Origin of the sequence: Roseateles saccharophilus (assembly GCF_031458095.1) — a bacterium.
Taxonomy (GTDB): domain Bacteria; phylum Pseudomonadota; class Gammaproteobacteria; order Burkholderiales; family Burkholderiaceae_C; genus Pelomonas; species Pelomonas saccharophila_A.
In genome coordinates this window covers 1131347-1155542 of sequence record NZ_JAVDXU010000002.1, presented here as the reverse complement: position 1 = coordinate 1155542, position 24196 = coordinate 1131347, and the positions used below count along the sequence as shown (strand labels likewise).

General features: G+C 70.3%; 23 protein-coding genes. 13 read left to right on the top strand and 10 right to left on the bottom strand.

All coding sequences use genetic code 11. From position 1 onward, the window contains the following. Positions 1–3 precede the first annotated feature (3 nt). Both J2X20_RS18125 and J2X20_RS18120 read left to right on the top strand, forming a co-directional pair. Positions 4–291 (top strand): hypothetical protein, encoded by a 288-nt coding sequence (locus J2X20_RS18125; RefSeq protein ID WP_310267384.1) that lies wholly within the window; start codon positions 4–6, stop codon positions 289–291. Further along, positions 284–709 (top strand): hypothetical protein, encoded by a 426-nt coding sequence (locus J2X20_RS18120; protein WP_310267382.1) that lies wholly within the window; start codon positions 284–286, stop codon positions 707–709. The genes J2X20_RS18125 and J2X20_RS18120 overlap by 8 nt, the downstream gene beginning before the upstream one ends. Here J2X20_RS18120 and J2X20_RS18115 read toward each other — a convergent pair. The 3 genes from J2X20_RS18115 to J2X20_RS18105 all read right to left on the bottom strand — a co-directional run bounded on the left by J2X20_RS18115 (position 693) and on the right by J2X20_RS18105 (position 5622). Further along, positions 693–1112 (bottom strand): hypothetical protein, encoded by a 420-nt coding sequence (locus J2X20_RS18115; RefSeq protein ID WP_310267379.1) that lies wholly within the window; start codon positions 1110–1112, stop codon positions 693–695. The two genes, J2X20_RS18120 and J2X20_RS18115, sit on opposite strands and share 17 nt — an antisense overlap. Continuing rightward, positions 1097–1999, bottom strand: coding sequence for a hypothetical protein (locus tag J2X20_RS18110; RefSeq protein WP_310267376.1), 903 nt, complete (start codon positions 1997–1999; stop codon positions 1097–1099). The genes J2X20_RS18115 and J2X20_RS18110 overlap by 16 nt, the downstream gene beginning before the upstream one ends. 65 nt (positions 2000–2064) lie before the next feature. Then, complete coding sequence (locus J2X20_RS18105) at positions 2065–5622, bottom strand: L-glutamate gamma-semialdehyde dehydrogenase (protein ID WP_409034169.1); 3558 nt, start codon at positions 5620–5622, stop codon at positions 2065–2067. Positions 5623–5710: 88 nt separating this feature from the next. Between J2X20_RS18105 and J2X20_RS18100 the strand changes: the two genes are divergently transcribed. The 3 genes from J2X20_RS18100 (at position 5711) to J2X20_RS18090 (ending at position 9932) form a co-directional block, all read left to right on the top strand. After that, positions 5711–6184, top strand: a complete 474-nt coding sequence (locus J2X20_RS18100) for an Lrp/AsnC ligand binding domain-containing protein (RefSeq protein ID WP_310267374.1) — start codon at positions 5711–5713, stop codon at positions 6182–6184. A gap of 95 nt (positions 6185–6279) precedes the next feature. Beyond that, positions 6280–9408, top strand: a complete 3129-nt coding sequence (locus J2X20_RS18095) for a diguanylate cyclase (protein ID WP_310267372.1) — start codon at positions 6280–6282, stop codon at positions 9406–9408. Continuing rightward, positions 9405–9932 (top strand): hypothetical protein, encoded by a 528-nt coding sequence (locus J2X20_RS18090; RefSeq protein WP_310267371.1) that lies wholly within the window; start codon positions 9405–9407, stop codon positions 9930–9932. Before J2X20_RS18095 ends, J2X20_RS18090 begins: the two co-directional genes overlap by 4 nt. On the opposite strand, the gene J2X20_RS18085 is transcribed toward J2X20_RS18090, so the two are convergent. Continuing rightward, a complete protein-coding gene (locus tag J2X20_RS18085; protein WP_310267369.1) occupies positions 9929–10516 on the bottom strand; it encodes a uracil-DNA glycosylase family protein in 588 nt (195 codons plus the stop codon). The two genes, J2X20_RS18090 and J2X20_RS18085, sit on opposite strands and share 4 nt — an antisense overlap. A gap of 4 nt (positions 10517–10520) precedes the next feature. Then, positions 10521–11216: a dienelactone hydrolase family protein gene (locus J2X20_RS18080; RefSeq protein ID WP_310267368.1), complete on the bottom strand. Its 696-nt coding sequence runs from the start codon at positions 11214–11216 to the stop codon at positions 10521–10523. 88 nt (positions 11217–11304) lie between these two features. On the opposite strand from J2X20_RS18080, the gene ribA reads away from it, so the two are divergent. After that, positions 11305–11919: a GTP cyclohydrolase II gene (gene ribA / locus J2X20_RS18075; protein ID WP_310267367.1), complete on the top strand. Its 615-nt coding sequence runs from the start codon at positions 11305–11307 to the stop codon at positions 11917–11919. 95 nt (positions 11920–12014) lie between these two features. Here ribA and J2X20_RS18070 read toward each other — a convergent pair whose 3' ends face one another. Further along, entirely contained in the window at positions 12015–12221 is a 207-nt protein-coding gene (locus J2X20_RS18070; RefSeq protein ID WP_310267366.1) for a hypothetical protein, read from the bottom strand. Positions 12222–12428: 207 nt separating this feature from the next. After that, the gene (locus J2X20_RS18065; RefSeq protein ID WP_310267365.1) at positions 12429–13259 is read right to left on the bottom strand and encodes an AraC family transcriptional regulator; all 831 of its coding nucleotides are present in this window, start codon (positions 13257–13259) and stop codon (positions 12429–12431) included. Between the two features lie 97 nt (positions 13260–13356). On the opposite strand from J2X20_RS18065, the gene bglX reads away from it, so the two are divergent. The 3 genes from bglX (at position 13357) to J2X20_RS18050 (ending at position 18743) form a co-directional block, all read left to right on the top strand. After that, positions 13357–15615 (top strand): beta-glucosidase BglX, encoded by a 2259-nt coding sequence (gene bglX / locus J2X20_RS18060; RefSeq protein ID WP_310267364.1) that lies wholly within the window; start codon positions 13357–13359, stop codon positions 15613–15615. A 99-nt stretch (positions 15616–15714) separates the two neighbouring features. Beyond that, positions 15715–17445 (top strand): ABC transporter permease, encoded by a 1731-nt coding sequence (locus tag J2X20_RS18055; protein WP_310267363.1) that lies wholly within the window; start codon positions 15715–15717, stop codon positions 17443–17445. Then, on the top strand, positions 17442–18743 hold the full coding sequence (locus J2X20_RS18050) for an ABC transporter ATP-binding protein (RefSeq protein ID WP_310267866.1): 1302 nt from the start codon (positions 17442–17444) through the stop codon (positions 18741–18743). The genes J2X20_RS18055 and J2X20_RS18050 overlap by 4 nt, the downstream gene beginning before the upstream one ends. On the opposite strand, the gene J2X20_RS18045 is transcribed toward J2X20_RS18050, so the two are convergent. Together J2X20_RS18045 and J2X20_RS18040 are read right to left on the bottom strand one after the other, a co-directional pair. Continuing rightward, a complete protein-coding gene (locus tag J2X20_RS18045; RefSeq protein WP_310267361.1) occupies positions 18713–19567 on the bottom strand; it encodes an alpha/beta fold hydrolase in 855 nt (284 codons plus the stop codon). The genes J2X20_RS18050 and J2X20_RS18045 overlap by 31 nt on opposite strands. Positions 19568–19642: 75 nt before the next feature. Then, positions 19643–20164: a DUF1697 domain-containing protein gene (locus J2X20_RS18040; RefSeq protein WP_310267359.1), complete on the bottom strand. Its 522-nt coding sequence runs from the start codon at positions 20162–20164 to the stop codon at positions 19643–19645. Between the two features lie 140 nt (positions 20165–20304). Here J2X20_RS18040 and J2X20_RS18035 point away from each other — a divergent pair, with 140 nt between their 5' ends. Genes J2X20_RS18035 through J2X20_RS18020 form a run of 4 tightly spaced genes read left to right on the top strand, consistent with a single transcriptional unit; the run spans position 20305 to position 23466 of the window. Next, entirely contained in the window at positions 20305–21075 is a 771-nt protein-coding gene (locus tag J2X20_RS18035; RefSeq protein ID WP_310267357.1) for a DUF1521 domain-containing protein, read from the top strand. A gap of 12 nt (positions 21076–21087) precedes the next feature. Next, positions 21088–22188: a hypothetical protein gene (locus J2X20_RS18030; protein ID WP_310267355.1), complete on the top strand. Its 1101-nt coding sequence runs from the start codon at positions 21088–21090 to the stop codon at positions 22186–22188. Between the two features lie 58 nt (positions 22189–22246). After that, positions 22247–22900: a hypothetical protein gene (locus J2X20_RS18025; RefSeq protein ID WP_310267353.1), complete on the top strand. Its 654-nt coding sequence runs from the start codon at positions 22247–22249 to the stop codon at positions 22898–22900. 5 nt (positions 22901–22905) lie between these two features. Beyond that, positions 22906–23466, top strand: a complete 561-nt coding sequence (locus tag J2X20_RS18020) for a hypothetical protein (protein WP_310267350.1) — start codon at positions 22906–22908, stop codon at positions 23464–23466. On the opposite strand, the gene J2X20_RS18015 is transcribed toward J2X20_RS18020, so the two are convergent. Beyond that, positions 23463–24176 carry a DUF6683 family protein gene (locus J2X20_RS18015; RefSeq protein WP_310267348.1) on the bottom strand — a complete coding sequence of 238 codons (714 nt, stop codon included), beginning with the start codon at positions 24174–24176 and terminating at the stop codon, positions 23463–23465. The two genes, J2X20_RS18020 and J2X20_RS18015, sit on opposite strands and share 4 nt — an antisense overlap. Positions 24177–24196: the final 20 nt, after the last annotated feature.

The following is a 24196-nucleotide window of genomic DNA, read 5'->3' as shown; positions in this document are numbered from 1 at the left end:
GCCATGCTGCGCACCATGTTGCTGGTGGTGGCCCTGGCGGCCGGTGTGATTGGCGTCGGCGCCCAATTGGCGGGTCATCGCGACGCGACACCCTTCGCCCTCTGGGGCTGCATCATTGCGGTGGCCGTGCTGCTGGAGCGCTGGCGCTATCGGTCGCGCAACTCCGCCGAGGGCGGCGACTGGCAGAAGACCGAGGAACGCTTCGTCGACCCCGAATCCGGCACTGTCATGCAGGTGCTCTACAACGCCCGCACCGGCGAGCGCCGCTACGAACCCGAGCCCCATGCCTGAACGCCCCCGCAGCTACGCCATCAAGGCCGAGATCGCCGACTCCGGGGCCGGCAGCTGGGCCTTTGCTGCGCAGAAGACCATGTACGACGGCAGGCGCATCGCCGTCGGCGATGTGATCTACCTGTTCGCCAGCGAGAACGAGGGCGGCGCCGGCCTGGTGGCGCGCGGTGTCGTGACGTCGGCCGAGGACACGCCCAGATTGCCGGACGTAGAGAGGCAGACACCACGCGTCAGCATCACCGTCAAGCGCACGGCTGTCGCCACGCGCCGCCTTGGCCGCGCGGAGCTCAAGCCTTTCAAGGACTGGGACGACGGCCGACCGGAGACCGAGCTCAACTTCAAGTTCTACCGGCAGGCGACGAACAAGATCGTGGGGCTCAGCCCCGCGGCGGCCGAATTACTCAGCGGATTCTGTTGACGCGCTCTGCGTTCTTGATCGCCTCGATGCGCTTGTGGATGGCACGCAATTCCTGCAGTGGCTTTGACCTGGCCTGTTCATCCGCCGGCAGGCGCTCGGCCATTTCGATCAACAGCTTGGTGATGACACCGAGCTGGTCACCGTAGCTGGCCACGTCGAAGGCCTGAGCCTCGATGCGGGCATCACCCGCCTGCGGTTTGATCGCGTTGAAGAACCAGTCCAGCCGCGGCTCGATGTCCTGAGCCACATCACCGCTGAAAGGCAGGCGCAGCTGTGGCGCCCAGAGCCAGAACCAAGGAAACATCTTGTCCTCCCAAGCGTCCCGACAGCGGGCGCCCGACGGCATGGTGGCGCATGTCCGTGAAGCCAGCAAGTTAGCCTCGAGGATCAGAGCCTCACCCACCCAGCCACCTTGGCATTGAAGAACCCGCTCTGCTCATAGGCCCGCTTCACCAGCCCCTGCTGGCGCAGCCAGGCCAGGCCGGCGTTGAGCTGGTCGCGCAGCCGCGGCCCCAATGGATGCGTGGCCGACACGAGGAAATGCCGTGTGCCGCGCATGCTGACCTTCAAGCCCGGAATGGGTAAGAGGCGCACGCCGTCCACCAGCAGGGACAGGTCGGGCGTGGGCTGGAAGGGGGCCAGCAGCACGTCGGCCCGGCCCTGCTGCAGCATGCGCGGCATCAGGTTCCAGCTGGCCACGTGCTGCAGATTGACCATGCCCAGTTGTTCCAGCGTCTGCCAGTCCACCCGCCAGGTGTTGTTGCTGAGCACGCGCAGCTGCTGCACCTCACTCAACTGGCGGGTTGCGAGCGCACGCACATTGCCGGGCGTCGTGTAGAGGCCGGCCTCGAACTCGCCGTCCTGCAGCACGGCGTCGCTGAACAGCAGGCCGTCGGGCTGTGGGAAGTCTTCGCGCCAGTAGGTGGTGGCGCTGCAGGCGGCATGGCCGATGCGCAGTTCCGCCTGCAGGCGCTGGCTGGTGGGCATGGGAGACATGCTCAGGCGCAGCGTGCGGTCCTGGCGGGCCAGGGCCTGGTGGATGAGGACCACCTCGACGACGTCGCGCCGCGACAGCGCACCGCCATAGTCGGCCACGGCCACCGGATCGCGGCCGGCGAGAAAGGCCTGGTAGTCCCGCAGCACATCGTCGGGGATCAGGGCCGGCAGCAGCGGCTCACCGGCGCCCGCCCAGGCGGGAAGCAGGCCGCCGACCGTCAGGCCCAGCAGGCTGCGACGCCTGAAGCGGGCCTGGTCAGACAGGCAATTTGCAGCGGCGGACGGGGCGCTCAATGGCGGACCTCTTCTCTCGGGGCAGGTATGCCGCCGAGGATAAGCCCGCCATCGCCGTCAACGGCTCAGTGCACACCCGCCAGCAAGGCCGCATTGCCCCCCGCTGCCGCGGTATTGACGGTCAACGTCTGCTCCGCCGTGAAACGGTAGAGCTGGCGCACATGGCCGGCGGCCGTCACCAGCGGCAGGATGGCCCCGGAGCGGGCGGCCAGGGCTTGCGCCAGTACATGGGCGGCTGCCGTGTCCGACGAGGCCAGCGCGATGCCGGCGAGTTGGGGCGCGGCAAGCAGGCCGGGCAGGGTCGCATCGGGCAGCAAGGTCAGGGCGCTGGTGGGCAGGCCAGCGCGCAGCAGGGCCTGGCGGGCGCGCTCGTCGCCGCCCAGCCAGATGGCGCTGTTGCCGGCCAGCAGGGCGCTGACGACGGCTGCCACGCCCGCTTCGCCGCGCCCCAGCACGACGAAGACGCCGCGGGCATGGTGGCGCAACGTGTTGCTCTCGCCGGTCGGGCCGGGCAGGACCAGATCGGCGAACTGGGTCTGCGCCGCGGTAAAGAGGCCGCGCAGGGTCAGGGAAGCCGGCGCGTCCAGCGTGTCGGCGGCGCGGCGCAGCGTGGCGATGCGCTCGGCCAGCGGCGTGTCGCGCCAGCCGGCGTCGGCGGCCACGGCCAGGGCCTCGCTGCGGCCGTCCATGGCCAGCGTCGGCAGCGGCGCGTCGATCTGCGGCTCGGCGCAGAAGCGGCGCAGATAGTCGGGGCCGCCGGCCTTGGGGCCGGTGCCCGACAGGCCTTCGCCGCCAAAGGGCTGCACACCGACGACCGCGCCGATGATGTTGCGATTCACATAGACATTGCCGATGCGGGCCTCGTCGGCCAGGCGCTGGGCGCGGCTGTCAATGCGGGTCTGGATGCCCAGGGTCAGGCCATAGCCCAGCGCATTGATCTCCTGGATGACGTCGTCGACCGAGTCCTCGAAGCGCACCACGTGCAGCACCGGGCCGAAGATCTCCTCGCCGAGATGGGCGATGCGCGGCAGCTCGAAGGCGACCGGGCGGATCTGGCGCGGCATGGGCTCGGCCACCGGCGCCTCGGCCAGCAGCTTGGCCTCGCGCTTCAGGCGTTCGACATGCTTGCTGATGTTGGCGTGGGCCTCGTCGTCGATGACGGGGCCGACGTCGGTCGCCAGATGGGCCGGCTGGCCGACATGCAGCTGCGACAGCGCGCCCTTGAGCATCTCGATGACGCCGTCGGCGATGCTGGACTGCACGCACAGCAACCTCAATGCCGAGCAGCGCTGGCCGGCGGAGCGGAAGGCCGATTGCACGACGGCGTCGATGACCTGCTCGGGCAGGGCCGTGGAGTCCACCACCATCGCGTTCAGGCCACCGGTCTCGGCGATCAGCGGGATGGGCGAATTCGGCTTCTTGGCCAGGGCCTTGTTGATGATCTGGGCCACGGCCGTGGAGCCCGTGAAGCAGACACCGGCCGTGTGGGCGTGGGCCACCAGCCCGGCGCCGACGGTCTCGCCCGGGCCGTGCAGCAGGGCCAGCGCGTCGGCCGGCACGCCGGCGGCATGCAGCAGCTCGACCATCTTCAGCGCGATATAGGGCGTCTGCTCGGCGGGCTTGGCGGCGACGCTGTTGCCGGCGACCAGGGCCGCGACGACCTGGCCGGCAAAGATGGCCAGCGGGAAGTTCCAGGGGCTGATGCAGACGAAGACGCCGCGGCCTTGCATCAGCGCCGGCTCGGCTTCGGCCTGGTCGGCGTAATAGCGCAGGAAGTCCACAGCCTCGCGCACCTCGGCGACGCAATCGGCCTGGGTCTTGAAGGCTTCCTTGACGAGCAGGGCGCAGAACTCGGCCAGGCGGGCGTCGAGGTCGTCGGCGGCGCGGCGCAGGATGGCGGCGCGCTGGGCGACCGGCGTGGCGTTCCAGGCGCTGAAGCCGGCGTGCAGGCGGTTCATCGCGGCGTCCACATCGGCGGCCGTTGCCTCGGGCACGGCATGCAGGGCGCAAGTCTCCAACGCGGCCTGCAGCGGCGCGCGCTGGGCCGGCGCGGTCAGGTCGGCGCCGGTGGAGTTGGCGCGGCCCCGGCCTTCGCTGTCAAGATAAAGGGCCGGCGGCAGCGGCAGGGCGCTGGTGTCGCGCACTTCGGCCAGCGGCGAACCCAGCAGCTCAGGCACCTGCACGCTGGGGTCGGCCAGCTGATGCACGAAGGAGGAGTTCGCGCCGTTCTCGAGCAGGCGGCGCACCAGATAGGCCAGCAGGTCGCGGTGCTCGCCGACCGGGGCGTAGACGCGGCAAGGAATGCTGCCGTCCTTCAGCACCTCGCGGTAGACGCCTTCGCCCATGCCGTGCAGTCGTTGCATCTCGAACGGGGCACCGGTGGCGCGCGCCATCTGCACGATGGCGGCGATGGTGCCGGCGTTGTGGCTGGCAAACTGCGGGTAGATGACGTCGGCATGCTGGATCAGCGCGCGGGCGCAGGCCAGATAGGACACGTCGGTGTGCTGCTTGTGCGTGAACACCGGGTATTCGGCCAGACCGAGCTCCTGGGCGCGCTTGATCTCGCCGTCCCAGTAGGCGCCCTTGACCAGGCGCACCATGAAGCGCAGGCCATGCTTGCGGGCGATGGCCGCGACCTCGTCGACGACGGCCAGCGCCCGGGTCTGGTAGGCCTGCACGGCCAGGCCGAAGCCGCGCCACTGCGGGTAGACGACGGCGATCTTGGCGGCCAGCACATCCAGCACGTCGAGCGACAGCTCCAGGCGGTCGACCTCCTCGGCGTCGATGGTCAGGTTGATGTTGGCGCTGGCGGCCAGTTCGATGAGGGCCCAGACGCGCGGCAGCAGCTCGGCGAAGACGCGCTCGCGCTGCAGCACCTCGTAGCGGCTGAACAGGGCGCTGAGCTTGATGGAGATGCCGTCCGACGCTTCAGGCGACTCGGCACGCCGGCCGGCGCTGATGGCCTTGATGGCGTTGACGTAGGCCGCGTGATAGCGGCGCGCGTCGTCCTCGGTGCGGGCGCCTTCGCCCAGCATGTCGTAGCTGAAGCGCAATTGCTTTTGCGCCTTGCGGGCCGAGTCGGCCTCGCCCATGGCCTCGCCGATGTTGCGGCCGAGCACGAACTGCCGGCCCAGAAGCTGGATGGCGCGCACCGTGGCCGCCACGACGGTCTGCGCGCCCAGGCGCTTGAACAGGCCGCCGTCGTCGTCCGCACCCGGCAGGAAGCGCTTGGACATGGAGATGGCCGAGGCCGACAGCGCGGCCAGCATCTTGTGCGGGCTGCCCTCGCTGGCCCCGTCAAAGTCGGCGCGGCCGAGCTGGTCAGCCGTCAGCGCGATGGCGGTGGGAGCGTCCGGCACGCGCAGCAGGGCCTCGGCCAGGCGCATCAGGGCCAGGCCCTCGGCGCTGGTGATGGGGTATTCGCGCAGCAGGGATTCCATGGCCCAGAAGGGCGCCGGGTTCTTGCGCACCTGTTCGACCCAGGGGCTGGCCATGGCGATGACGCCCGGCCAGTCCAGCGCCCCACCGACACGCCCGGCCAGGGCCTGCACGACGCCGGCCTCGGCCCGGTAGGGATCGGGCAGGCGCGGTTGCTCGGTCGGTGCGACGAAGGGCGTGGGCATACGGGTCTCCTGGTGAGGTTTCGCACTTTATCGATGAGTCACTTGGATTAAATTCCAAGGATTGACATCGACGCAGAGAAAAATCCAGATGAGCGATGAGGCAGCCAAACTCGACAAGATCGACGAGCGCATCTTGCGCGTCCTGCAGGCGGATGGGCGGATTTCCAACCTGAAGCTGGCAGAGACGGTGCATCTGTCGCCCACAGCCGTGCTGGAGCGCGTCAAGCGGCTGACGCGCGACGGCTTCATCCTCGGCTACGAGGCGCGGCTCAACCCGGCCAAGCTGGGCGCGGCCATGTTGGTCTTCATCGAGGTCCACCTGGACCGCACGGTGATGGACGTGATGGACAACTTCAAGGCCGCCGTCCAGGCCCGCGCCGAGATCCTGGAATGCCACCTCGTGGCCGGCGGCTTCGACTACCTGCTCAAGACCCGGGTGCGCGACATGGGCGCCTACCGCGAGTTCATCGGCAGCGTGATCTGGACGCTGCCGGGGGTGCGAGAGACGCGCACCTATGCGGTGATGGAAGAGGTCAAATCCACGAACGCCCTACCGATATGAGGCCCCTCGCCCGGTCCCGCACGGCTGAACGCGGGCCGGCTAGGGAGCGGCCCGCAACACGCGCGGCGTGAGACGCTCTGTGGTCTGATTCGCTCATGACCGCCCGCCTGCTGCTGTCCGCCCTCCTGGCCGCCCTGGCTTGCGCGGCCGTGGCGCAGCCTGCGGCGCCGAGCGCCCTGGAGCCCCAGTTCGCCACCGTGGCCGTGCCGCGCGACGTGGTGGGCAGCCTGGCCCAGGACCGCCAGGGCCTGATCTGGATCGGCACCAGCGACGGCCTGGCCCGCTACGACGGCTACCGCCTGCGCCCCATCGAGCGCGAGGGCGCCACGCCGGTGCAGCGCAATCTCGGCTGGGTGCGCTCCCTCGCGGCGGCGGCCGACGGCGGCATGTGGATAGGCACCGAGGTCAATGGCCTGGCCCGCTACGAGCCGGCCTTCGACCGCGTGCGCATGCTGGGCAGCGGCAGCGAGCGCGCCACGCCCATCCGCGCCCTGGCCGAGGACGGCAGCGGCCAGGTCTGGATGGGCACGCTGGGCCAGGGCCTGCTGCGCTACGACCCCAAGACCGACCGCTTCGAGACCGAAGCCCTGCACGTCGACGGCGAGGCCGAAAGACGCGTGCTGGCCCTGGCCGTGGGCCGCGATGGCTCGCTGTGGGCCGGCCACTGGCGCGGCCTGGCGCGCCGCGCCGGCGACGGGCATTGGACGCCGCTGGTCCTGCCCGACGGCGCCATCGGCGTCAGCACGCTGCTGGAGGACCGCCACGGCCGGCTCTGGTTCGGCAGCGTGGACGGCCGCGTCGGCCGCATCGAGGCCGACGGTCAGCCGCGCTGGCTGGCGGCGCGCTTCAAGGGCGGCCTGCAGGCCCTGGCCCAGGGTGAGGATGGCACCGTCTGGGCCGGTCTGACCGATGGCATCGCCTGGCTGGACGGCACCAGCGGCGCCCTGCTGCGCCAGTTGCGCCACAACCCCCACCTGCCCGGCGGCCTCGCCGGCAACGACGTCAATGTGCTGCTGCGCGACCAGACCGGCGCCATGTGGGTGGGCGGCTATGGCGTGGGCCTGCAGCGCCACCAGCAGCACCCGGCCCTGGCCGTGCGCGGGCCCGACGCCGACCCCGACAGCCCCCTGGCCAGCAGCGACCTGCGCGGCCTGCTGCCCCGCCGCGACGGCCTGCTGATGGTGGCCACCCACAGCGGCCCGGTGGCCCTGCTGGACGCGCAATTGCGCACCGTGGGCCGCTGGCCGCGCGAGGCCGACACGCCCGTGGACAACCTCGCCGAAGGCCCGGACGGCAGCATCTGGCTGGTGGCCAATGGCCGCCTGGAGAAGCGCGAGCCGCGCACGGCCCGCCTGCTCGCCAGCTGGGCGCTGGAGGGCGGCCGCGCCCACCGGGTGCTGGCACTGCCCGGCGGCGAGGTCTGGGTGGGCATGCAGGACGGCGTCTACCGACTGCCATCGCCTGCGGCCAGGCAGGCCGAACGCGTGCGCCGCGCCGACGGCGAACCGCTGCGCGGCGGCGTGCATGCCTTGCGCGTGGAGCCCGGCAGCGGCCAGCTCTGGGTCGGCGCCCTGGCCGGCCTGTTCCGCTGGGACGGCCAGCGCCTGGCCGAGGTGCAGGGCGCCCCCGGCGAGGCCCTGGGCTTTCCCGCCGTGCTCGGCCTGCTGCACACCCGCGACGGCAGCCTCTATGTGGACACCGCCGTCAGCGGCCTGCACCAGCTCAAGGGCTATGACGCCCAGGGCCGCGCCCGCTTCGAGCGCATCAGCGAGCGCATGGGGGCGCCGGGCCGGCCCTTCGGCGTCAATCTGCACGAGGACCGCAAGGGCCGGGTGTGGAGCCAGCAGTCCGTCTACGACCCCGTCGCCAACCGCCTGGATGAGCTCAGCGGCGCCGAGGGCCCGCCGATGGGCACGCCGCGCTTCTTCGCCGACGCGGCCCTGCCCGACGGCCGCCTGCTCTTCAGCGGCAGCCGCGGCCTGCTCGTCATCGACCCGCTGGCCTTCATGCCTTCGCGCTATGCGCCGCCGGTCGTCGTCAGCAGCCTGCGCCGCAACGGCCAGCCCTTCCAGCCTGAGCAGGACCTCAAGCAGGGCCTGAAGCTGCCGGCGGGCACGCGCAGCTTCGCCGTCGAGTTCGCTGCGCTGGACTACATCGACCCCGCCAAGCTGCGCTACATGATGCGCCTGGACGGCGCGGACGCCGAATGGACCTTCACCGACGCCAGCGCCCGTTTCGCCAGCTATGGCGGCCTGCAGCCGGGCCGCTACCGGCTGGAGGTCTATGCCACGAACCACCATGGCCTGTGGGGCGACCGGCCGCTGCTGCTGGACATCGAACTGCTGCCGGCCTGGTGGCAGACGCGCTGGGCCCAGGCCGCCGCCCTGCTGGGCCTGCTCGGCCTGGCCTGGGTGCTGCTGCGCCTGGGCGTGGCACGCCGCACGGCCCAGTTGCGCCAGCGCGAAGCGGCCCTGCAGGCCCTGGTGGAGCAGCGCACCGTGGAGCTGCGCGAGGCCAGCACCACCGACCCGCTGACCGGCCTGCGCAACCGTCGCTACCTGGACTCGCGGGTCACTTCGGACCTGCAGCTCTGCCTGCGCCACTACACGGAGCCGCGGCATCGCAATCCGGACGACGAGGCCGACCTCCTCGTCATGCTGATGGACCTCGACCACTTCAAGCGCATCAACGACCGCCACGGCCACGCCGCCGGCGACCAGGTGCTGGTCGAATTTGCGCGCCGCCTGCGCACGGTCTTCCGCGAAAGCGACGTCCTGGTGCGCTGGGGCGGCGAGGAATTCCTGGCCCTGGCCCGCGGCGGCGCGCGCAGCGGCGCGGCCGAGCTGGCGACGCGCTTCTGCGCCACCGTGCGCGATCAGCCCTTCACCCTGCCCGACGGCAGCGCCCTGCCCGTCACCGTGTCCATCGGCTTCGCCGTCTTCCCCCTCGACCCCGAGGCGCCCCGGGCCTGGGACTGGGACGCCACACTGAGCCTGGCTGACGCTGCCCTCTACGCCGCCAAGGCGCGAGGCCGCGACGGCTACGTCGGTGCGCTGCGCGCGGATGGCTTGCGGCCCGATGAGCTGGGCCCCGACACTGAGACCTGGATGGACGAGCCGCGGCTGCAGGTCAGGCGCAGCACTGCCCATTCCGGGGTGCCCGCGGCGCGAACCCCGCAGCGCGGCTCGGACAATGCGGGTTTTGAAGACTGCGCCCTGCCATGATCCACCGCACCCTCACGCTGGCCGCCTGCCTGCTGGCCAGTTCCGCCGCGCAAGCGGTGTCGCCGACCGCCCAGATCACCGCCCGCTCGGCCCTGATCGGGCTGCAGATCGCAGCCAAGCAGCGCGAAGCCAAGGGCGTGCTGCCGGCGGCCCAGAATGCCTGCATCCAGGCCCTGCAGCCCGACGAGCTGTACGTGACCACGGAGCGCGTCGTCGCGGCGGCCCTGAGCGCCGAAGAGGTAGCCGCCGCCGACCAGTTCTTCAACTCCTTGCCGGGGCGCAAATACGCCCTGCATGGCCTGCTGGGCATCTACACGACGCTGGGCGAGCAGGCGCCCGAGCCCTATCCCCTCATCACGGCCGAGGACGGCAAGGCCATCGAGGCCTTCACCGCCACGCCGGCCGGCAAGGCCCTGCTGGCGCGCCAGGTCCTGCAGGCGCCCGCCGCCCGCCTGGCCTACGAAACCCGCATCCAGGAGCTGGTCGTGCGCTGCAAGGGCGTCAAGCCGGATCGCGCCGACTAGGGTCCGCCCAGCGCCTGCGCCACCGCCTGGCGCAGGGCCGGCAGCACCTCGGCCTCGAACCACGGCCGCTCCTTCAGCCAGCGCTGGTTGCGCGGGCTGGGGTGAGGCAGGGGCAGCAGGCCGCGGGCCAGCCCCGCGCGCCAATCCGCCACCAGAGCGTCGACCGAGGCCTGGCGCTGCAGATGCCAGGCGAGGGCGTACTGGCCGATGGCCAGCGTGAGTCTCACCTGGGGCAGTGCGTCCAGCAGGCGCTGGCGCCACAGTGGCGCGCACTCGGGCCGCGGCGGCAGGTCGCCCGAAGCGCCCTGGCCCGGAAAGCACATGCCCATGGGCAGGATGGCGAAACAAGCCGGGTCGTAGAAGGTCTCGCGCGACACGCCCAGCCAGGCGCGCAGGCGCTCGCCGCTGGCATCATCGAAGGGACGGCCCTTCTCGTGGGCGATGCGGCCCGGCGCCTGGCTGGCGATGAGGATGGGCGCGCGACTGTCCAGCTGGAAGATGGGCTTGGCGCCCAGCGGCAGAGCCGGTTCGCAATGCCGGCAGGCGCGCAGCTCGGGCAGCAGGCGCGCGAGCGACGTCGCCACGCCTTCAGCCGAGGTGACAGCCAAAAAAGCGCATGGTCCGGTCCCAGGCCTGCTGCGCCCAGGCGCCGTCATACTGGGTTCTGGCGATACGACCCGGGCCTTGCGCCGCCTCGTTGGCAAAGCCGTGATGGGCCAGATAGCGGTGAGCCTCGTAGCGCACGCCGGCTGCGGCGAGCTTGGCCTCCAGCGCATTCACGCCGTCGATGGGGAAGAACTCATCCTGGGTAGCCCAGTGGGCCTGCAGGGGCATGCCGATCTTGCTCGCGTCCACATAGTCGACCGGCGGCATGCCGTACCAGACGACGGCGGCATCGGCCTCGGGCACCATCGTGGAGGACAGCACCGTCAGGGCGCCGCCCATGCAATAGCCGGTGATCCCGACCTTGCCGCTGCCCAGCTTCAGGCCCTTCAGATGGTTGACGGCGCCGCGCACGTCCTGGGCGGCGGCGTCACCGAAATTCAGCCCCGTCATCAGATGATGGGCCTCTTCCTCCTCGACGGTGCTCTTGCCGCGATAGAGGTCAGGCACCAGGGCCGTGAAACCGGCCGACGCGAAGCGCTCGGCGACGCCGCGGATCTGGTCGTTCAGGCCCCACCATTCCTGGATGACGACGATGGCGCCCAGGGGCCGCGCGGCCTCGGCAAGGTAGCCGGACACGGGGGCGCCATCGGGGCGCTTGAACTGGATGCTCTGGGCCATCAAAACCTCCTGAAAAAACCAGCTAAGGGCAAAAGCCTAACCTGGGCGACAGCGGGTTTTCCCCGGCAGGGGGAGAATGTCACCCGTCATGAAGATCGAACGCATCGTTTCCACCCGCCTGCCGACGCCCTATGGCGAGTTCGCCATCCACGGCTTCCGCGAGAGCGACACGGGCCAGGAGCATGTCGTGCTCAGCATGGGCGAGCTGGCCGGCCAGGCTGGCGATGAGCCGCCGCTGGTGCGCGTGCACTCCGAGTGCATGACGGGCGAGGTCTTCGGTTCCCTGCGCTGCGACTGCCGGCCCCAGCTGGAGAGCGCGATGAAGCGCATCGCCGCAGCCGGCCGCGGCGCCATCGTCTACATGCGCGGCCACGAGGGCCGGGGCATCGGCCTGGTGCAGAAGCTGCGCGCCTATGCGCAGCAGGACGGCGGCGCCGACACCATCGAGGCCAATGCCCAGCTCGGCCTGCCCATCGACGCGCGCCGCTACGACGCCGCCGCCTGCATGCTGCGCGCCCTGGGCGTGCAGCGCATCCGGCTGCTGACCAACAACCCGCTGAAGATGGCCGCGCTGGCCGAGTTCGGCATCGAGGTGGTGGAACGCGAGGCCTCGCTGACGCGGCCCGGCCCGGAGAACGAGAAATACCTGCGCACCAAGGCCGAGTCCATGGGTCACCACGACCTCGGCCATTTGTTCGAATAGAGACAGGCCAGGGCTGTTGCTGAAGCGCCTGGCCTGATGTTGGGCTAACTCATGGTCGGCGCCTCACGGCGCTTCACCCGCAATCCCTTGCGCAGTCAGCGGTTCTTGGAACCCTGTTGCTGGCCGGACTTGCGTTGCTGGTCGTCACGACCCAGCGATGAACCGCCCTGCTGGGGCGTGTTGCTGCCGGAACCCTGCTGGCTTTGCTGGCCCGGGCTCTGATCGCGGCTCTGACCACCCTGCTGGATGTTCTGGCCGCTTTCGGGCTGCTGCTTGCCGGATTGACGTTGCTGGTTGGACATGATGGCTCTTCCTTCACTGTGTAGCCTGGACGGCACCCCATTGCGCCGTCGCATGGACAACCTTAGGCCGCGGGTCATGAATGCCTGTAGGAGAAGGCGCCGGATACAACTGCGAATCGCAAGCCTGGGCGACGAGTTGTGCCGTGAGGCGACGAGGCCGCCCCGAGTCACAAGAGCTGCAACCAGTCGTGCCCCAGATGAGGCGCTTCAGGCGTGGCCATGCTGGCGGCGATAGGCCGTCGGGCTCAGGCCATGGCGGCGGTGGAATCGCTGCGTGAAATAGAAGGGGCTGGCAAAGCCCACCATCTCGGCCACTTCGGCCACCGGCTGGCCGGTGGCGCGCAGATAGTGGGCCGCCATCTCCAGGCGGCGGTCCTCCATATAGGCCTGGGGCGAGCGGCCGGTGCCGCGCCGGAACAGCAGGCAGAACTGGGAGCGCGACAGGCCGGCGATTTCGGCCAGCTGGTCGACATTGACCACCGTGGCCAGGTCGCAGTGAAAGCGCTCCAGCACGCGTTCGATGCGTGGGTCCACCGGGCTGGCGCCGCCCGGGCTGGCCGCCGCCGACGCCACGCGCAGCAGGAAGGCTTCCAGCAGGGCCTCCACGATGGGCTCACGCTGCGGCAGGTCGGGCTCGGTGAGGTTGAAGCGGTGCGCGGCCTCCAGCTGCGAGGCCAACTCGACGCGCAGCGACACGTCGGCCACGCCATGCACCTGCCAGCGCCGCGCCGGGTCGAACCAGTCCAGCCGCTGGCCCAGGCGGGGCGTCATCCGAAAATGCAGCCAATAGAACTCCCAACCCACCTGGGGGTCAGGGATGCGGTAGGAGCGCCGGTGCGCGGGGGCCAGCAGCAGCAGCTCGCCGACACCGGTCTGCACCGCCTCGTTCGCGAAGCGCACCTCGCCTTTGCCCCTGAGCGTGTAGTAGCCATTCCAGTGGGCGAGGTTGCCCTCCACCCATTGGCGCGGCTCGAAGCGGCTGTTGAAGTAGCCCGTCATGGGCATCATGGGCCCGGTCGATCCGATCACGCCTCGCATCGGCCGATGTTATAGGTGGATCGCCCGTGTGGCGATTCACGCCCACCTCGCCGGTCCCTAGAGTCGCCGCCGACCCAGAACAACGAAGGAGACTCCCATGGTTCGATGGATGGCGCTCGCTGCGGCGGCCAGCGTGCTGGCAGGCACGGCGCTTGCCGCACCGCCCGACCCCGTGGCTCGCCGCGCCCAGGCCCTGCTGGCGCGCATGACGCTCGAGGAGAAGATCGGCCAGCTGACCCAGCTGGGCGCCGAGGTGCCTGGGCCCAACAAGGAGAAGCCGGACGAGCTGATCCGCGCCGGCAAGGCCGGCTCGGTGCTGTGGACCATCGACTCCGACCTCATCGCCCGGCTGCAGCGCGTTGCGGTCAAGGAGAGCCGCCTGGGCATCCCGCTGCTGTTCGGCTACGACGTCATCCACGGCTACAAGAACGTCTTCCCGGTGCCCATTGGCATGGCGGCGAGCTGGGACCCGGCCCTGGTCGAGCGCGCCCAGGCCATCGCGGCCAAGGAGTCCTGGGTGTCCGGCATCAACTGGACCTTCGCCCCCATGGTGGACATCGCCCGCGATGCACGCTGGGGTCGCATCGTGGAGGGCGCCGGTGAAGACACTTTCCTCGGCGTCGCGATGGCCCGTGCCCAGGTGCGCGGCCTCCAGGGCCCGGCCCTGGGGACGCCCGAGCGCGTGCTGACCAGCGTCAAGCATTTCGCGGCCTATGGCGCCGCCGACGGCGGGCGCGACTACGACTCGGTCTATGTGCCCGAGGTGCTGCTGCGCAACGTCTACTTCCCGCCCTTCCAGGCCGCCGTGGAAGCGGGCGCCGGCACCGTCATGTCGGCCTATATGACGCTGAACGACGTGCCGGCCTCGGGCAACCGCTGGCTGCTGCGCGACGTGCTGCGCCAGGACATGGGCTTCAAGGGCTTTGTCATCAGCGACGCCTTCGCCGTGCAGTCGCTGCAGAACCACGGCTATGCCGCCGACAGGGCAGACGCCGCCACGCGCGGCCTGCAGGCCGGCGTCAACATGGACATGGCCAGCAACACCTACCTCACCCAGCTGCCGACCCTGGTGCGCCAGGGCAAGGTGAGCATGGGCGTGGTGGACGAAGCGGTGCGCGAGGTGCTGGCGGTCAAGCTGCGCATGGGCCTGTTCGAGCGCCCCTATGGCGATCCGGCCCGCAAGGAGGCTGTCTTCAACGACCCCGCCCACCGCGCCGCCACGCGCGAGGCCGCGCGGCGTTCCATCGTGCTGCTGCGCAACGAGGGCCGCGCCCTGCCGCTGGCCGCCGCGCTGAAGCGCATCGCCGTCATCGGCCCGCTGGGCGACAGCGGCGAGGACATCAAGGGCTCGTGGACGGTGGAGAAGGGCGCGGGCGTCACGGTGCTGGAAGGCATCAAGGCGCGCTGGCCCCAGGCCGAGGTGACGTTCTCACGCGGCGGCGACATGCAGCGCGCCTATGCCCTGCCCTGGGATGCCAACGACGGCAAGCCCGCTCCGGCGCTGATGCCAGCGGCCGAGCAACAGGCCGAACTGCTCAAGGCGGTGGAAGCCGCGCGCCACGCCGACACGGTCGTGATGGTGCTGGGCGAGCGCGCCAACATGAGCGGCGAGGCCGCCTCGGTGGCTTCACTGGCCCTGCAGGGCAACCAGCAGGCGCTGCTGGAAGCGGTGGTGGCCACGGGCAAGCCGGTGGTGCTGGTGCTGCTCAACGGCCGGCCGCTGGACATCGCCTGGGCCGATGCCCATGTGCCCGCCATCGTCGAGGCCTGGTTCCCTGGCAGCGAAGGCGGCCATGCCATCGCCGACGTGCTCAGCGGCGCCGTCAACCCAGGCGGCAAGCTGCCGGTGACGTGGCCGCGCAGCACCGGCCATGTGCCGGCCTACTACAACCACAACCTCACGCATGCCAACGAGGCCGACCGCCTGTTCACGTCGCGCTACTCGACCGACGCGCCCTCGTCGCCCCTCTACCCCTTCGGCCATGGCCTGAGCTACACCAGCTTTGCCTACGGCGAGCCCAGGCTGGACCGCAGCACCGCACGCGCCGGCGAGGCGGTGAAGGTCAGCGTGAGCGTGCGCAACACCGGCACGATCGCGGGCGACGAGGTGGTGCAGCTCTATATCCACCAGCGTGCCGGCAGCGCGGCGCGGCCGCAGCGCGAGCTCAAGGGCTTCCAGCGCGTGCAGCTGCAACCGGGCGCCGAGAGGACGCTGACGTTCACGCTCGGCCGCGGGGAGCTGAAATTCTGGAGCCCGGTGCGCCGGGCCTGGGGCGTCGAGCCCGGCGCCTTCGACGTCTGGGTGGGCGGCAGCTCCGCCGCCCAGGCCCACGCCGAGTTCCGCTTGACGCCCTGAGCGGGCGCACTGCAAGCTGGGCGCAAGCCCCGCGGCGGTTCGCTTCACACCCGGCTAACGTGCCGGGCCTAGGCTGCGCGGTTCCGCTCCGCCGCAGCCATGACCGAACGCCGCTTCTTCTTCACCCGCACCGCCGTCGAGGCGGGCATCAACCGCTGGGACTGGGCCTTGCTGCCGCTGGTCCTGGCGGCGCTGGTGCTGCTCGCCATGGCCGCGGCCGCCATGGCCCGCCCCTTCCACCTCGGCGAGCCGCTGCCGCTGAGCCTGGACGTCGCCTACCTGCCCTACTACCTGCTGCGCACCACGCTGCGCATGTTCCTGGCCCTGGCGGCCTCGGTCGTGTTCGCCTGCGTGTTCGCCGTGCTGGCGGCCAAGGTGAGGGCGGCCGAGAAGCTGCTGGTGCCGCTGCTGGACATCCTGCAATCCATTCCCATCCTCGGCTTCCAGGCGATTGCCGTCGCGCCCTTCATCGCGCTGTTCCCGGGCAATCTCTTCGGCGTCGAGCTGGCGGCCCTGTTCGCCATCTTCACCTCCCAGGCCTGGAACATGGCCTTCAGCCTCTACCAGTCGCTGCGCACCGTGCCGGGCGAACTGCAGGAGGCGGCGCGCATCTTCCAGCTGTCGGGCTGGCAGCGCTTCTGGCGACTGGAGCTGCCCTTCGCCATGCCCAATCTGCTGTGGAACATGATGATGAGCATGTCGGGCGGCTGGTTCTTCGTCGTCGCTTCGGAAGCCATCTCGGTGGCCGGCCAGGACATCAAGCTGCCCGGCGTCGGCTCCTACATCGCCGTCGCCATCGAGGCGCGCGACCTGGGCGCGATCGGCTGGGCCATCCTCGGCATGCTGATCGGCATCCTGCTCTACGACCAGCTCTTCTTCCGGCCGCTGCTGGCCTGGGCCGACAAGTTCCGCTTCGAGGGCGCCAGCAGCGAGCAGGCGCCGCAGTCCTGGCTGCTGACCTGGCTGCGCCGTACCCAGCTGCTGCAGAAGTTCGGCGCCTGGCCGGGGCGCTGGATCACGGCCAGCTTCGCGCCGTTGAAGAAGAGCTATGACGGCCGCTCCATCCGCGCCAGGCCCCAGCCGCCCAACCCGCTGTGGACGCGCGCCTGGGATGCGCTGATCGCGGCCCTGGTGCTGTTCGCGGTCTGGCGCCTGGCCAGCTTCATCCACACCGAGGTCGGCTGGGGCGAGGCGGCGCATGTCTTCCAGCTCGGGCTTTACACGCTGGCCCGCGTGCTGGTGCTGATCGCCGTGGCCTCGCTGATCTGGGTGCCGGTGGGCGTCTGGATAGGCCTGAACCCGCGCATCGCCGGCCGTGTGCAGGCCATCGCGCAATTCCTCGCCGCCTTCCCGTCCAACCTGGTGTTTCCGGTTGCCGTCCTCGTCATCGTCAAGTACCACCTCAACCCCGACCTGTGGCTGTCGCCGCTGATCATCCTCGGCACGCAGTGGTATCTGCTCTTCAACGTGGTGGCCGGCGCCTCCACCATTCCGACCGAGCTGCGCCTGGCCGCACAGAACCTCGGGCTCAAGGGCTGGCTGGCCTGGAAGCGCTATCTGCTGCCGGCCATCTTCCCCAGCTTCGTCACCGGCGCCATCACGGCCAGCGGCGGCTCCTGGAACGCCAGCATCGTGGCCGAGTATGTGACCTGGGGCGACACCAAGCTGCAGGCCGCGGGCCTGGGCAGCTATATCCAGCAGATGACGACGGCGGGCGACTTTCCGCGCATCGCCTTGGGCATCGGCGTCATGTGCGTCTTCGTCATGGCGATGAACCACTGGGTCTGGCGGCGCCTCTACCGCATCGCTGAAGAAAGGATGCACTTCTGATGACGACGCTGATCGAACTGAAGAACGTCGCCAAGGGCTTCAAGTCCGCCGACGGCAGCCAGCGCTCCGTGCTGGAGGACGTGGACTTCCGCCTGGAGAAGGGCGAGATCGTCGCGCTGCTGGGCCAGAGCGGCTCAGGCAAGAGCACGCTTCTGCGCATCATGGCCGGCCTGATCCCGGCCGACGTCGGCGACGTGCACTACCGCGGCCAGCCGCTGTTCGGTCCGGCGGCCGGCATCGCCATGGTGTTCCAGAGCTTTGCCCTCTTCCCCTGGCTGACGGTGCAGCAGAACGTCGAGCTGGGGCTGGAGGCCGCCGGCGTCGGCGCGGCCGAACGGGCCCAGAAGGCCGCCGCCGCCATCGAGCTGATCGGCCTGGCCGGCTTCGAAGGCGCCCTGCCGCGCGAGCTGTCGGGCGGCATGCGCCAGCGCGTCGGCATGGCGCGAGCCCTGGTCATGCAGCCCGCCGTGCTGCTGATGGACGAGGCCTTCTCGGCCCTGGACGTGCTGACCGGCGAGCGCCTGCGCAACGAGATCCTGGCGCTGTGGGACGGCGGCCAGATGCCGACACAAGCCATGCTGGTGGTCTCGCACAACATCGAGGAGGCCGTCATGATGGCCGACCGCGTATTGATCTTCGCCAGCAACCCGGGCCGGGTGCGCGCCGAGCTGCCCATCACGCTGCCGCGCCCGCGCCGCGCCGACAGCGCCGAGGTCAGGCTGCTCATCGACGAGGTCTACAAGCTGATGACCAGCGCCGCGCCGGTCGCCGGCGTGGCCGAGCAGGCGTCCAAGCCGCATCTGTCCGACCGCCTGCCCGAGGCCGAGGTCGGCCGCATGGAGAGCCTGCTGGAGCTGCTGGCCGACGAACCCTTCAAGGGCCGCGCCGACCTGCCCCAGCTGGCCGAGGAGAGCGAGCTCACCGACGAGGACCTGCTGCCGCTGGCCGATGCGCTGCACCGCCTGGGCCTGGCCCAGCTCAGCGGCGGCGACCTGGTGATGAGCCCGCTGGGCCATCGCTATGTCGAGGGCAGCCACGAGTTCCGCCGCGAGATCTTCGGCCAGCAGCTGCTCGAGCATGTGCCCCTGGCCGCCTTCATCCGCCACAGCCTGGAGCAGGAGGCCGACGGCGAGCTGAAGGAAGAACCCTTCCTGAAGCTGCTGATGGACAGCATGGATGCAGGGGAGGCCGAGCGCGTGCTGCGCGTGGCCATCGAGTGGGCGCGTTATGGCGAGGTCTTCGAGTACGACTTCCACACCGGCCTGATTCACCTCCCGGAGTCGGACGAGCCCGCCTGAGGCCGCAGCGTCAGCGCCTCGCGGATGGCCGCGACGACGAGCTCGGGCTTGTCGGTCTGGATCTGGTGGTCGGAGTCGACGATGTGCTTGCGGGCCCGCGGGTAGAGCTGCTTCACGAAGGCAATCGTCGCCGGGCTGTCGTCGACGACGCCGAAGTCGACGGCCACGGCCGTCTTGTCCTTGGGCACGTTGAAGAGCTGCACGACGCGTGAGTCGTCGAAGGCCGGCAGGGCCAGCACGGCCTCGCCGGTGGCATGGATCTGGTCAACCTCGTCGGACACGGCGCGCGACATCAGCAGGCGCTTGCCCCAGCGCGCATACCAGGGGAAGTCTTCGGGCTTCTTGATGATGCGCGGGTAGACCGAGTCCACCAGCACCAAGGCCTGCACCTCCTGCGGATAGCGGCGCGCGAACCACTGCATGTAGAGGCCGCCCAGGGAATGACCGACGAGCACATAGGGCGGCTTCAGCCCCTTGGCGGCGAGCAGGGCGCGCAACTCCTCGACGACGGCCTCGCCGCTGCGCGGCCCCTCGGCCGCCTCGCTATGGCCATAGCCGGGGCGGTTGTGTGTCAGCACGGTCGCGTCGCGCGACAGCGCCTCGACGACGGCGCTCCAGCTGTCCAGCGTCATGCGCGCGCCGTTTTCGAAGACGACGACGGGCGCGCCCCTGGGCGGCCCGGCCTGCAGGAACTCGACGGGGCGACCCTGCACGGGCTCGAGGGAGGGCGAGGCCGCCAGCGCGGGCACGAGGCTCAGGCACAGGGCCAGGCCGGCCAGGGAGGGGCGGAAGAGGGAAAAGGAAGGGATGAGGGTTTTGAGCATCCCGCCATGCTCGGCAACCCCGCCGCGCGGCTCAACGGCGATGCGACAGATTGCACGCGGGAAAGGACAGATTGCTCAGGCCGCGGCGCACTTCATGACCGTCTCCCAGGTCCGCGTCGTGATGGCCTTGCCGAAGGTCTTCTCCAGCAGATACATGAAGACCGGTCCCTTGGCCTCGGGCACATAACTGCAGAAGACCTCCGCGCCGTCCAGGCCATGAATGCAGGCCTCGCCATGCGTCACCGGCAGCTTGACGGGGCTGCGCTGCAGCGGCTCGGGCAGGAAGGTCACGACGCGCTTGGAGCCGGACCTCACCTTGAAGCCGGCGAAGGGGTCGGCCTGGATGAGCTGCTGCAAATGGGCCGTCGAGCGCACCAGGGTCATGAAGCTGTGGCCCTGGCCGTCCAGCATGGCCTTCTCGACGCGCCTTTGCAGCGCGGCCACGGACGCGGAGCGCGCCGTCGAGAAGGCGACGTTGCCGCTGCTCAGCAGCGTCTTCACATCGGTGAAGCCGGCCTCCTCGAAGCAGCGCTTGAGTTCCGGCATCTTGGCGTTCATCGGGCTGACGCCACGCAGCAGAGCGACATAACGGGGCATGGGGGCGGAGTATGGGCCAGGACGCTTGCGGCCGACCCTAGCTGCGGCTGCCCCGAATTGCGGGTGGCCGCAGCTAGCGGGTTTGGGCGACTGCGAATGCAATCGGCTGGCGACTGAAAAACGCCTTTGAGGAGAACCCCATGACCACCATCCAGACGGCCGCCAGCACCTCGCTGACCGCCACTTCCTGCGTGCCGAACACCAACCCCACCCATGCCAGCACCTCCATGCAGGGCGGGCAAGCCGTGTTCGAGAACGACAACTACCGCATCACCGCCGGTGACAACAACACCGTCAACATCTTCAACAAGAAGACCGGCGAGACCTACAACATCTGGGGCGACCCGCACGTCAACATCGACGGCAAGCACGCCTTCGACTTCTGGGGCACCACGACCTTCAAGCTCGAGGACGGCACCAAGGTCACCATCGAGACCACGCCGTGGAACGCCGGCAACGGCATGACCCTGGCCAGCAAGGTCGCCATCACGAATGGCGACTACGGCGTCGAGATCAGCGGCGTGGATACCAACAAGGTCGGCGACCTCAAGATCGACGAGGCCGCCGGCTGGGGCCGCGTGCTGGACTGGACGCATGACGACGGCAATGTGCTTCAGGAAAACCCGGCCGGCGCCGGCTTCCTGGGCGTGGACGCCAACGGCGATGTGCACAAGGTCGACCAGGCCTATATCAACGGCACCGACCTGCAGAAGAACCCCGGCCTGGATCCCAGCACCCAGCAGCGCGCCAGCGACTTCCTGCGCAATGCCCTCAACCTGTTCAGCGGCCTGCTGTCGGCCTCGCTGAGCGGTGCCTTCCTGGGCGCACTGGCAGACGCCGGCGAGAGCCGTTCCCCTTCCACCCGCGACGCCCACCGCTTCTCGCTGACGGTGGTGCGCCTGGACTTCTGACCGGAGGCCGCTATGCTTGCCGCTGTTGATTCAGTCTCGGGCGCGCGGCCAGCGCCGCCCGCCAGCAACCCCGCGGCCGACGTCGTCGCCCGCGCCACCGACCCACGCACCGGCGTCGTCGACACCCAGCGCCTCGCGCACTGGGTGGTGCACGCCCGCCGCAGCGACCCGCAGAGCGCCGAGGCGGCCCATGCTGCCATCGAGCAGCATCTGCTGGCCTCGGGCCATCCGGGCGACGTTGCCCACTACCACCAGGACCTGCAACAGGCCGCCCGCGAAGGCGTGCTGGCCGACAGCCTGCCCAATGGCCTCTGGGCCGCGGGCCAGTCCTGGAAGCAGACGGGCACCCAGCTGCTGATCGACAACCCCATCCTGATCAAGCGCTGGGAAGCGACCACCAGCGCCTGGACGGGCAAGGGCGGCTTCACGCGCGGGCTGACCGAGCTGCTGCAGTCCAACGGCATCGACGTCGGCCAGACCGTGCACCGGGCACCACCGGGCTCGCTGAACAGCAGTTCAGGCGTGCGCGCGGCCGTGGCCAACAACACCAACGGCGCCCTGGCGCGCGACGCCATCGCCGACCGCTTCCGCGCGGCCGGCGTGCCGGCGCGCATCGAGGTGCCGGTGCAGGGCGGGGCGCGCCGCGTGGACGTGGTGGCCGAGCCGCCCGCCACCGACCCGCGCATGCGCCAGCGCATCGAGGTGGAGTCCAAGGTGGGCCGCACCGGGCTGGACAGCGAGATCCGCGGCCAGGTGGCACGCGATGCCGAGGCCCTGGGCGCCAACCGCATGCTGCGCGGCTCCGGCCGCGTGCTCGAAGGCGTGGGCAAGGTCGCGCGGCCGGTCGGCCTCGTGCTGGACGCCATCTCGCTGGGCCAGGCCTACCAGGCCGACGGCGGCCGCATCGGTGAGAACACCGGCCGCACCGCATCCGGCATCACCGGCGGCGCCTTGGGCGGCTGGGGTGGGGCAGCGGCGGGCGCAGCCATTGGTACGGCCATCTTCCCCGGCGTGGGCACGGTGGTGGGCGGCCTCATCGGCGGCATCGGCGGCGCCCTCGCCGGCGATGCGGCCGGACGCGGCATCTTCGATACGGTAAAAGGCTGGTTCTGACCCGAGCCCCCTCCTGGCGGGCGGTCCTCGGGCCGCCCATTTTCGTTTGCGAGTGACCATGCTGAACCTGATCCAGCGCTGGCTTGCCGGCGACGCCGCGGCCCCCTGGGACCTCGGCGACTACCCGGCCTGGGAGCTGCCCCACGCCGGCGCCGGCCGTGCACTGAGCGAAGCCCAGGCCCAGGCCAACTGGAGCTGGTTCCAGGCCACGCTGGACGAGCGCCAGCGGCGGCTGCGCGACTGGCTGCTCGCCCACCAGGGCCCCGACCCCCAGGCCCTGCACGGCACCGCCTATGCCAAGGCCTTGAACACCTGGGCCAAGGCCCACTGGCCGCAGCTGCCGGCCTTCAGCCGCCTGCCCCGCCACAAGCCCTGGCCGGATTGCCCGCGCAGCGGTGCCTTCATCGTCAACAGCCTGCTGGGCGACCTGGGCGCCAGCCTGGGCGAGGCCATACGCCATGCCAACCCCGACTGGCACTGGGGCCTCAACCTGGACGCCACCGACCTCGCCGACGACATGGCCACGGCGCGCCGCGTCGTGCTGCTGGCCAGGCTCAAGCATCCGACGCCGCAGACCGATCAGGCCGTGCTGGACCCCGAGGCCCTGCTGTTCGCCGCCCACCGCTTCCCGGACTCGGTGGATTTCGTCCACCTCGACCCCTGGACCACGACGGTCGCCGACGCCATCGCCGGCGGCTACCACGCCCACTGAGCGTCGTGCCGGAACTCGATCTGCAGGCCCTGCCGCCCGAGCTGCAGGCGGCGCTGGAGCGGGCCTGGCCCGGTTGCCCCGAGGCGCAGCGGCGGGCGCTGCTGGCGCCCATGCAACTCGGCGGCACTTCAATCTGGCCCGGCCATCTGTGGCCCTGGCAACCGGCCCGCCGCTGGTGGCGGGCCTCCCGGGCGCGCGAGTACCGCCAGGGCAGCGAAGCCTTCTTCGCCGCGCACCTGTGCGACGCGCGCGGCGAGCCGAACTGCGAGGCCCCGCCGGCCTATGAGCAGAAGCTGTTCGATCCCGAACAGCCTTTCTTCGAGACCCCCTGGACCCAGGCCGGGCGGCTGCTGCGCAGCCCCGTGCCCGAGGTCTTCAGCGACGCGGACTTCTGGTTCTTCACGCAACGCTTGTCCGGCGGCGATGCCGATGCGGCGAGCCGCGAGCTGCAGGACTGGGCCCGCGGCATGGAGGCGGCCGGTGCTTTGCACGGCGCGCGCCGCAGCAGCTGGCTGGCCGACGCCCTGTGGCGGCAGGAGATGTCCGCCAACGGCATCTACACCTAACGCGCCACCAGCCCCTGCGGCCCGATCTGGATGCGCTCGACGCCCAGGCCCAGGGCGGCCTCCAGGTTGGCCTTGGCGGCATTGCGGAAGTTGACCTCCTCGTTGGGGTTGGGCTTCTGGTTCAGGTGCTCGCGATAGACCACCATGAAGGTGCCCACCATGGCCAGCTGCTCGAACATCGCGCGCTTGGCGGCCGGGCTGCTCTGCGTGAAGGCGGCGTTCTGCTTCAGCATGCCCTGCATCTGCAGCACCAGGGACTTGAAGTTCTCGTCGGGAACGGGCTGCTGCATGAAGGCGGTGTAGTTGCCGGCGATGAAGGCCGCCACGCCGGCGGCGACATCGTTGGGCGTCAGGCCGAGCTGGGTCTCGAGCTTCTGCCAGAAGATGAAGGACTCTTCATAGGCCTTGGTCATGGCGCTGCGTTGCGCGGCCGGGAAGCGCTGCGCCAGCTCGGTGGCGGACTGGCGCAGCTGCGCCGGCCCGTTGACGACGATGGGCGCGTTCAGCGCGGCCAGGGCGCTGGCCGAGGTCACCGCAGGGGCGGGGCTGAAGCTGGGTGCGGCCGTGGCGGGCGCGCCGGGCTTGTTCAGCATGCCGCGCATCTGATCGGCCAGGCTGACCGAGGGCGCGACCTGGGCCATCGCCAGGCCGGCGGTACAGCACAGCGTCGCCACGGCGAGACGGAAAGAGAAGTTGTGCGGTCGGGACATCGTGACTCCGTGAGGATGGA

Excerpts from the sequence above, each read along its gene's own strand:
- ribA (WP_310267367.1), top strand. The coding sequence starts at position 11,305 with ATGAAGATCGAACGCATCGTTTCCACCCGCCTGCCGACGCCCTATGGC.
- J2X20_RS18070 (WP_310267366.1), bottom strand. The coding sequence starts at position 12,221 with ATGTCCAACCAGCAACGTCAATCCGGCAAGCAGCAGCCCGAAAGCGGC.
- J2X20_RS18090 (WP_310267371.1), top strand. The coding sequence starts at position 9,405 with ATGATCCACCGCACCCTCACGCTGGCCGCCTGCCTGCTGGCCAGTTCC.
- J2X20_RS18065 (WP_310267365.1), bottom strand. The coding sequence starts at position 13,259 with ATGCGAGGCGTGATCGGATCGACCGGGCCCATGATGCCCATGACGGGC.
- bglX (WP_310267364.1), top strand. The coding sequence starts at position 13,357 with ATGGTTCGATGGATGGCGCTCGCTGCGGCGGCCAGCGTGCTGGCAGGC.
- J2X20_RS18100 (WP_310267374.1), top strand. The coding sequence starts at position 5,711 with ATGAGCGATGAGGCAGCCAAACTCGACAAGATCGACGAGCGCATCTTG.
- J2X20_RS18095 (WP_310267372.1), top strand. The coding sequence starts at position 6,280 with ATGACCGCCCGCCTGCTGCTGTCCGCCCTCCTGGCCGCCCTGGCTTGC.
- J2X20_RS18040 (WP_310267359.1), bottom strand. The coding sequence starts at position 20,164 with ATGCCCCGTTATGTCGCTCTGCTGCGTGGCGTCAGCCCGATGAACGCC.
- J2X20_RS18030 (WP_310267355.1), top strand. The coding sequence starts at position 21,088 with ATGCTTGCCGCTGTTGATTCAGTCTCGGGCGCGCGGCCAGCGCCGCCC.
- J2X20_RS18055 (WP_310267363.1), top strand. The coding sequence starts at position 15,715 with ATGACCGAACGCCGCTTCTTCTTCACCCGCACCGCCGTCGAGGCGGGC.
- J2X20_RS18045 (WP_310267361.1), bottom strand. The coding sequence starts at position 19,567 with ATGCTCAAAACCCTCATCCCTTCCTTTTCCCTCTTCCGCCCCTCCCTG.
- J2X20_RS18015 (WP_310267348.1), bottom strand. The coding sequence starts at position 24,176 with ATGTCCCGACCGCACAACTTCTCTTTCCGTCTCGCCGTGGCGACGCTG.
- J2X20_RS18080 (WP_310267368.1), bottom strand. The coding sequence starts at position 11,216 with ATGGCCCAGAGCATCCAGTTCAAGCGCCCCGATGGCGCCCCCGTGTCC.
- J2X20_RS18105 (WP_409034169.1), bottom strand. The coding sequence starts at position 5,622 with ATGCCCACGCCCTTCGTCGCACCGACCGAGCAACCGCGCCTGCCCGAT.
- J2X20_RS18025 (WP_310267353.1), top strand. The coding sequence starts at position 22,247 with ATGCTGAACCTGATCCAGCGCTGGCTTGCCGGCGACGCCGCGGCCCCC.
- J2X20_RS18035 (WP_310267357.1), top strand. The coding sequence starts at position 20,305 with ATGACCACCATCCAGACGGCCGCCAGCACCTCGCTGACCGCCACTTCC.
- J2X20_RS18125 (WP_310267384.1), top strand. The coding sequence starts at position 4 with ATGCTGCGCACCATGTTGCTGGTGGTGGCCCTGGCGGCCGGTGTGATT.
- J2X20_RS18120 (WP_310267382.1), top strand. The coding sequence starts at position 284 with ATGCCTGAACGCCCCCGCAGCTACGCCATCAAGGCCGAGATCGCCGAC.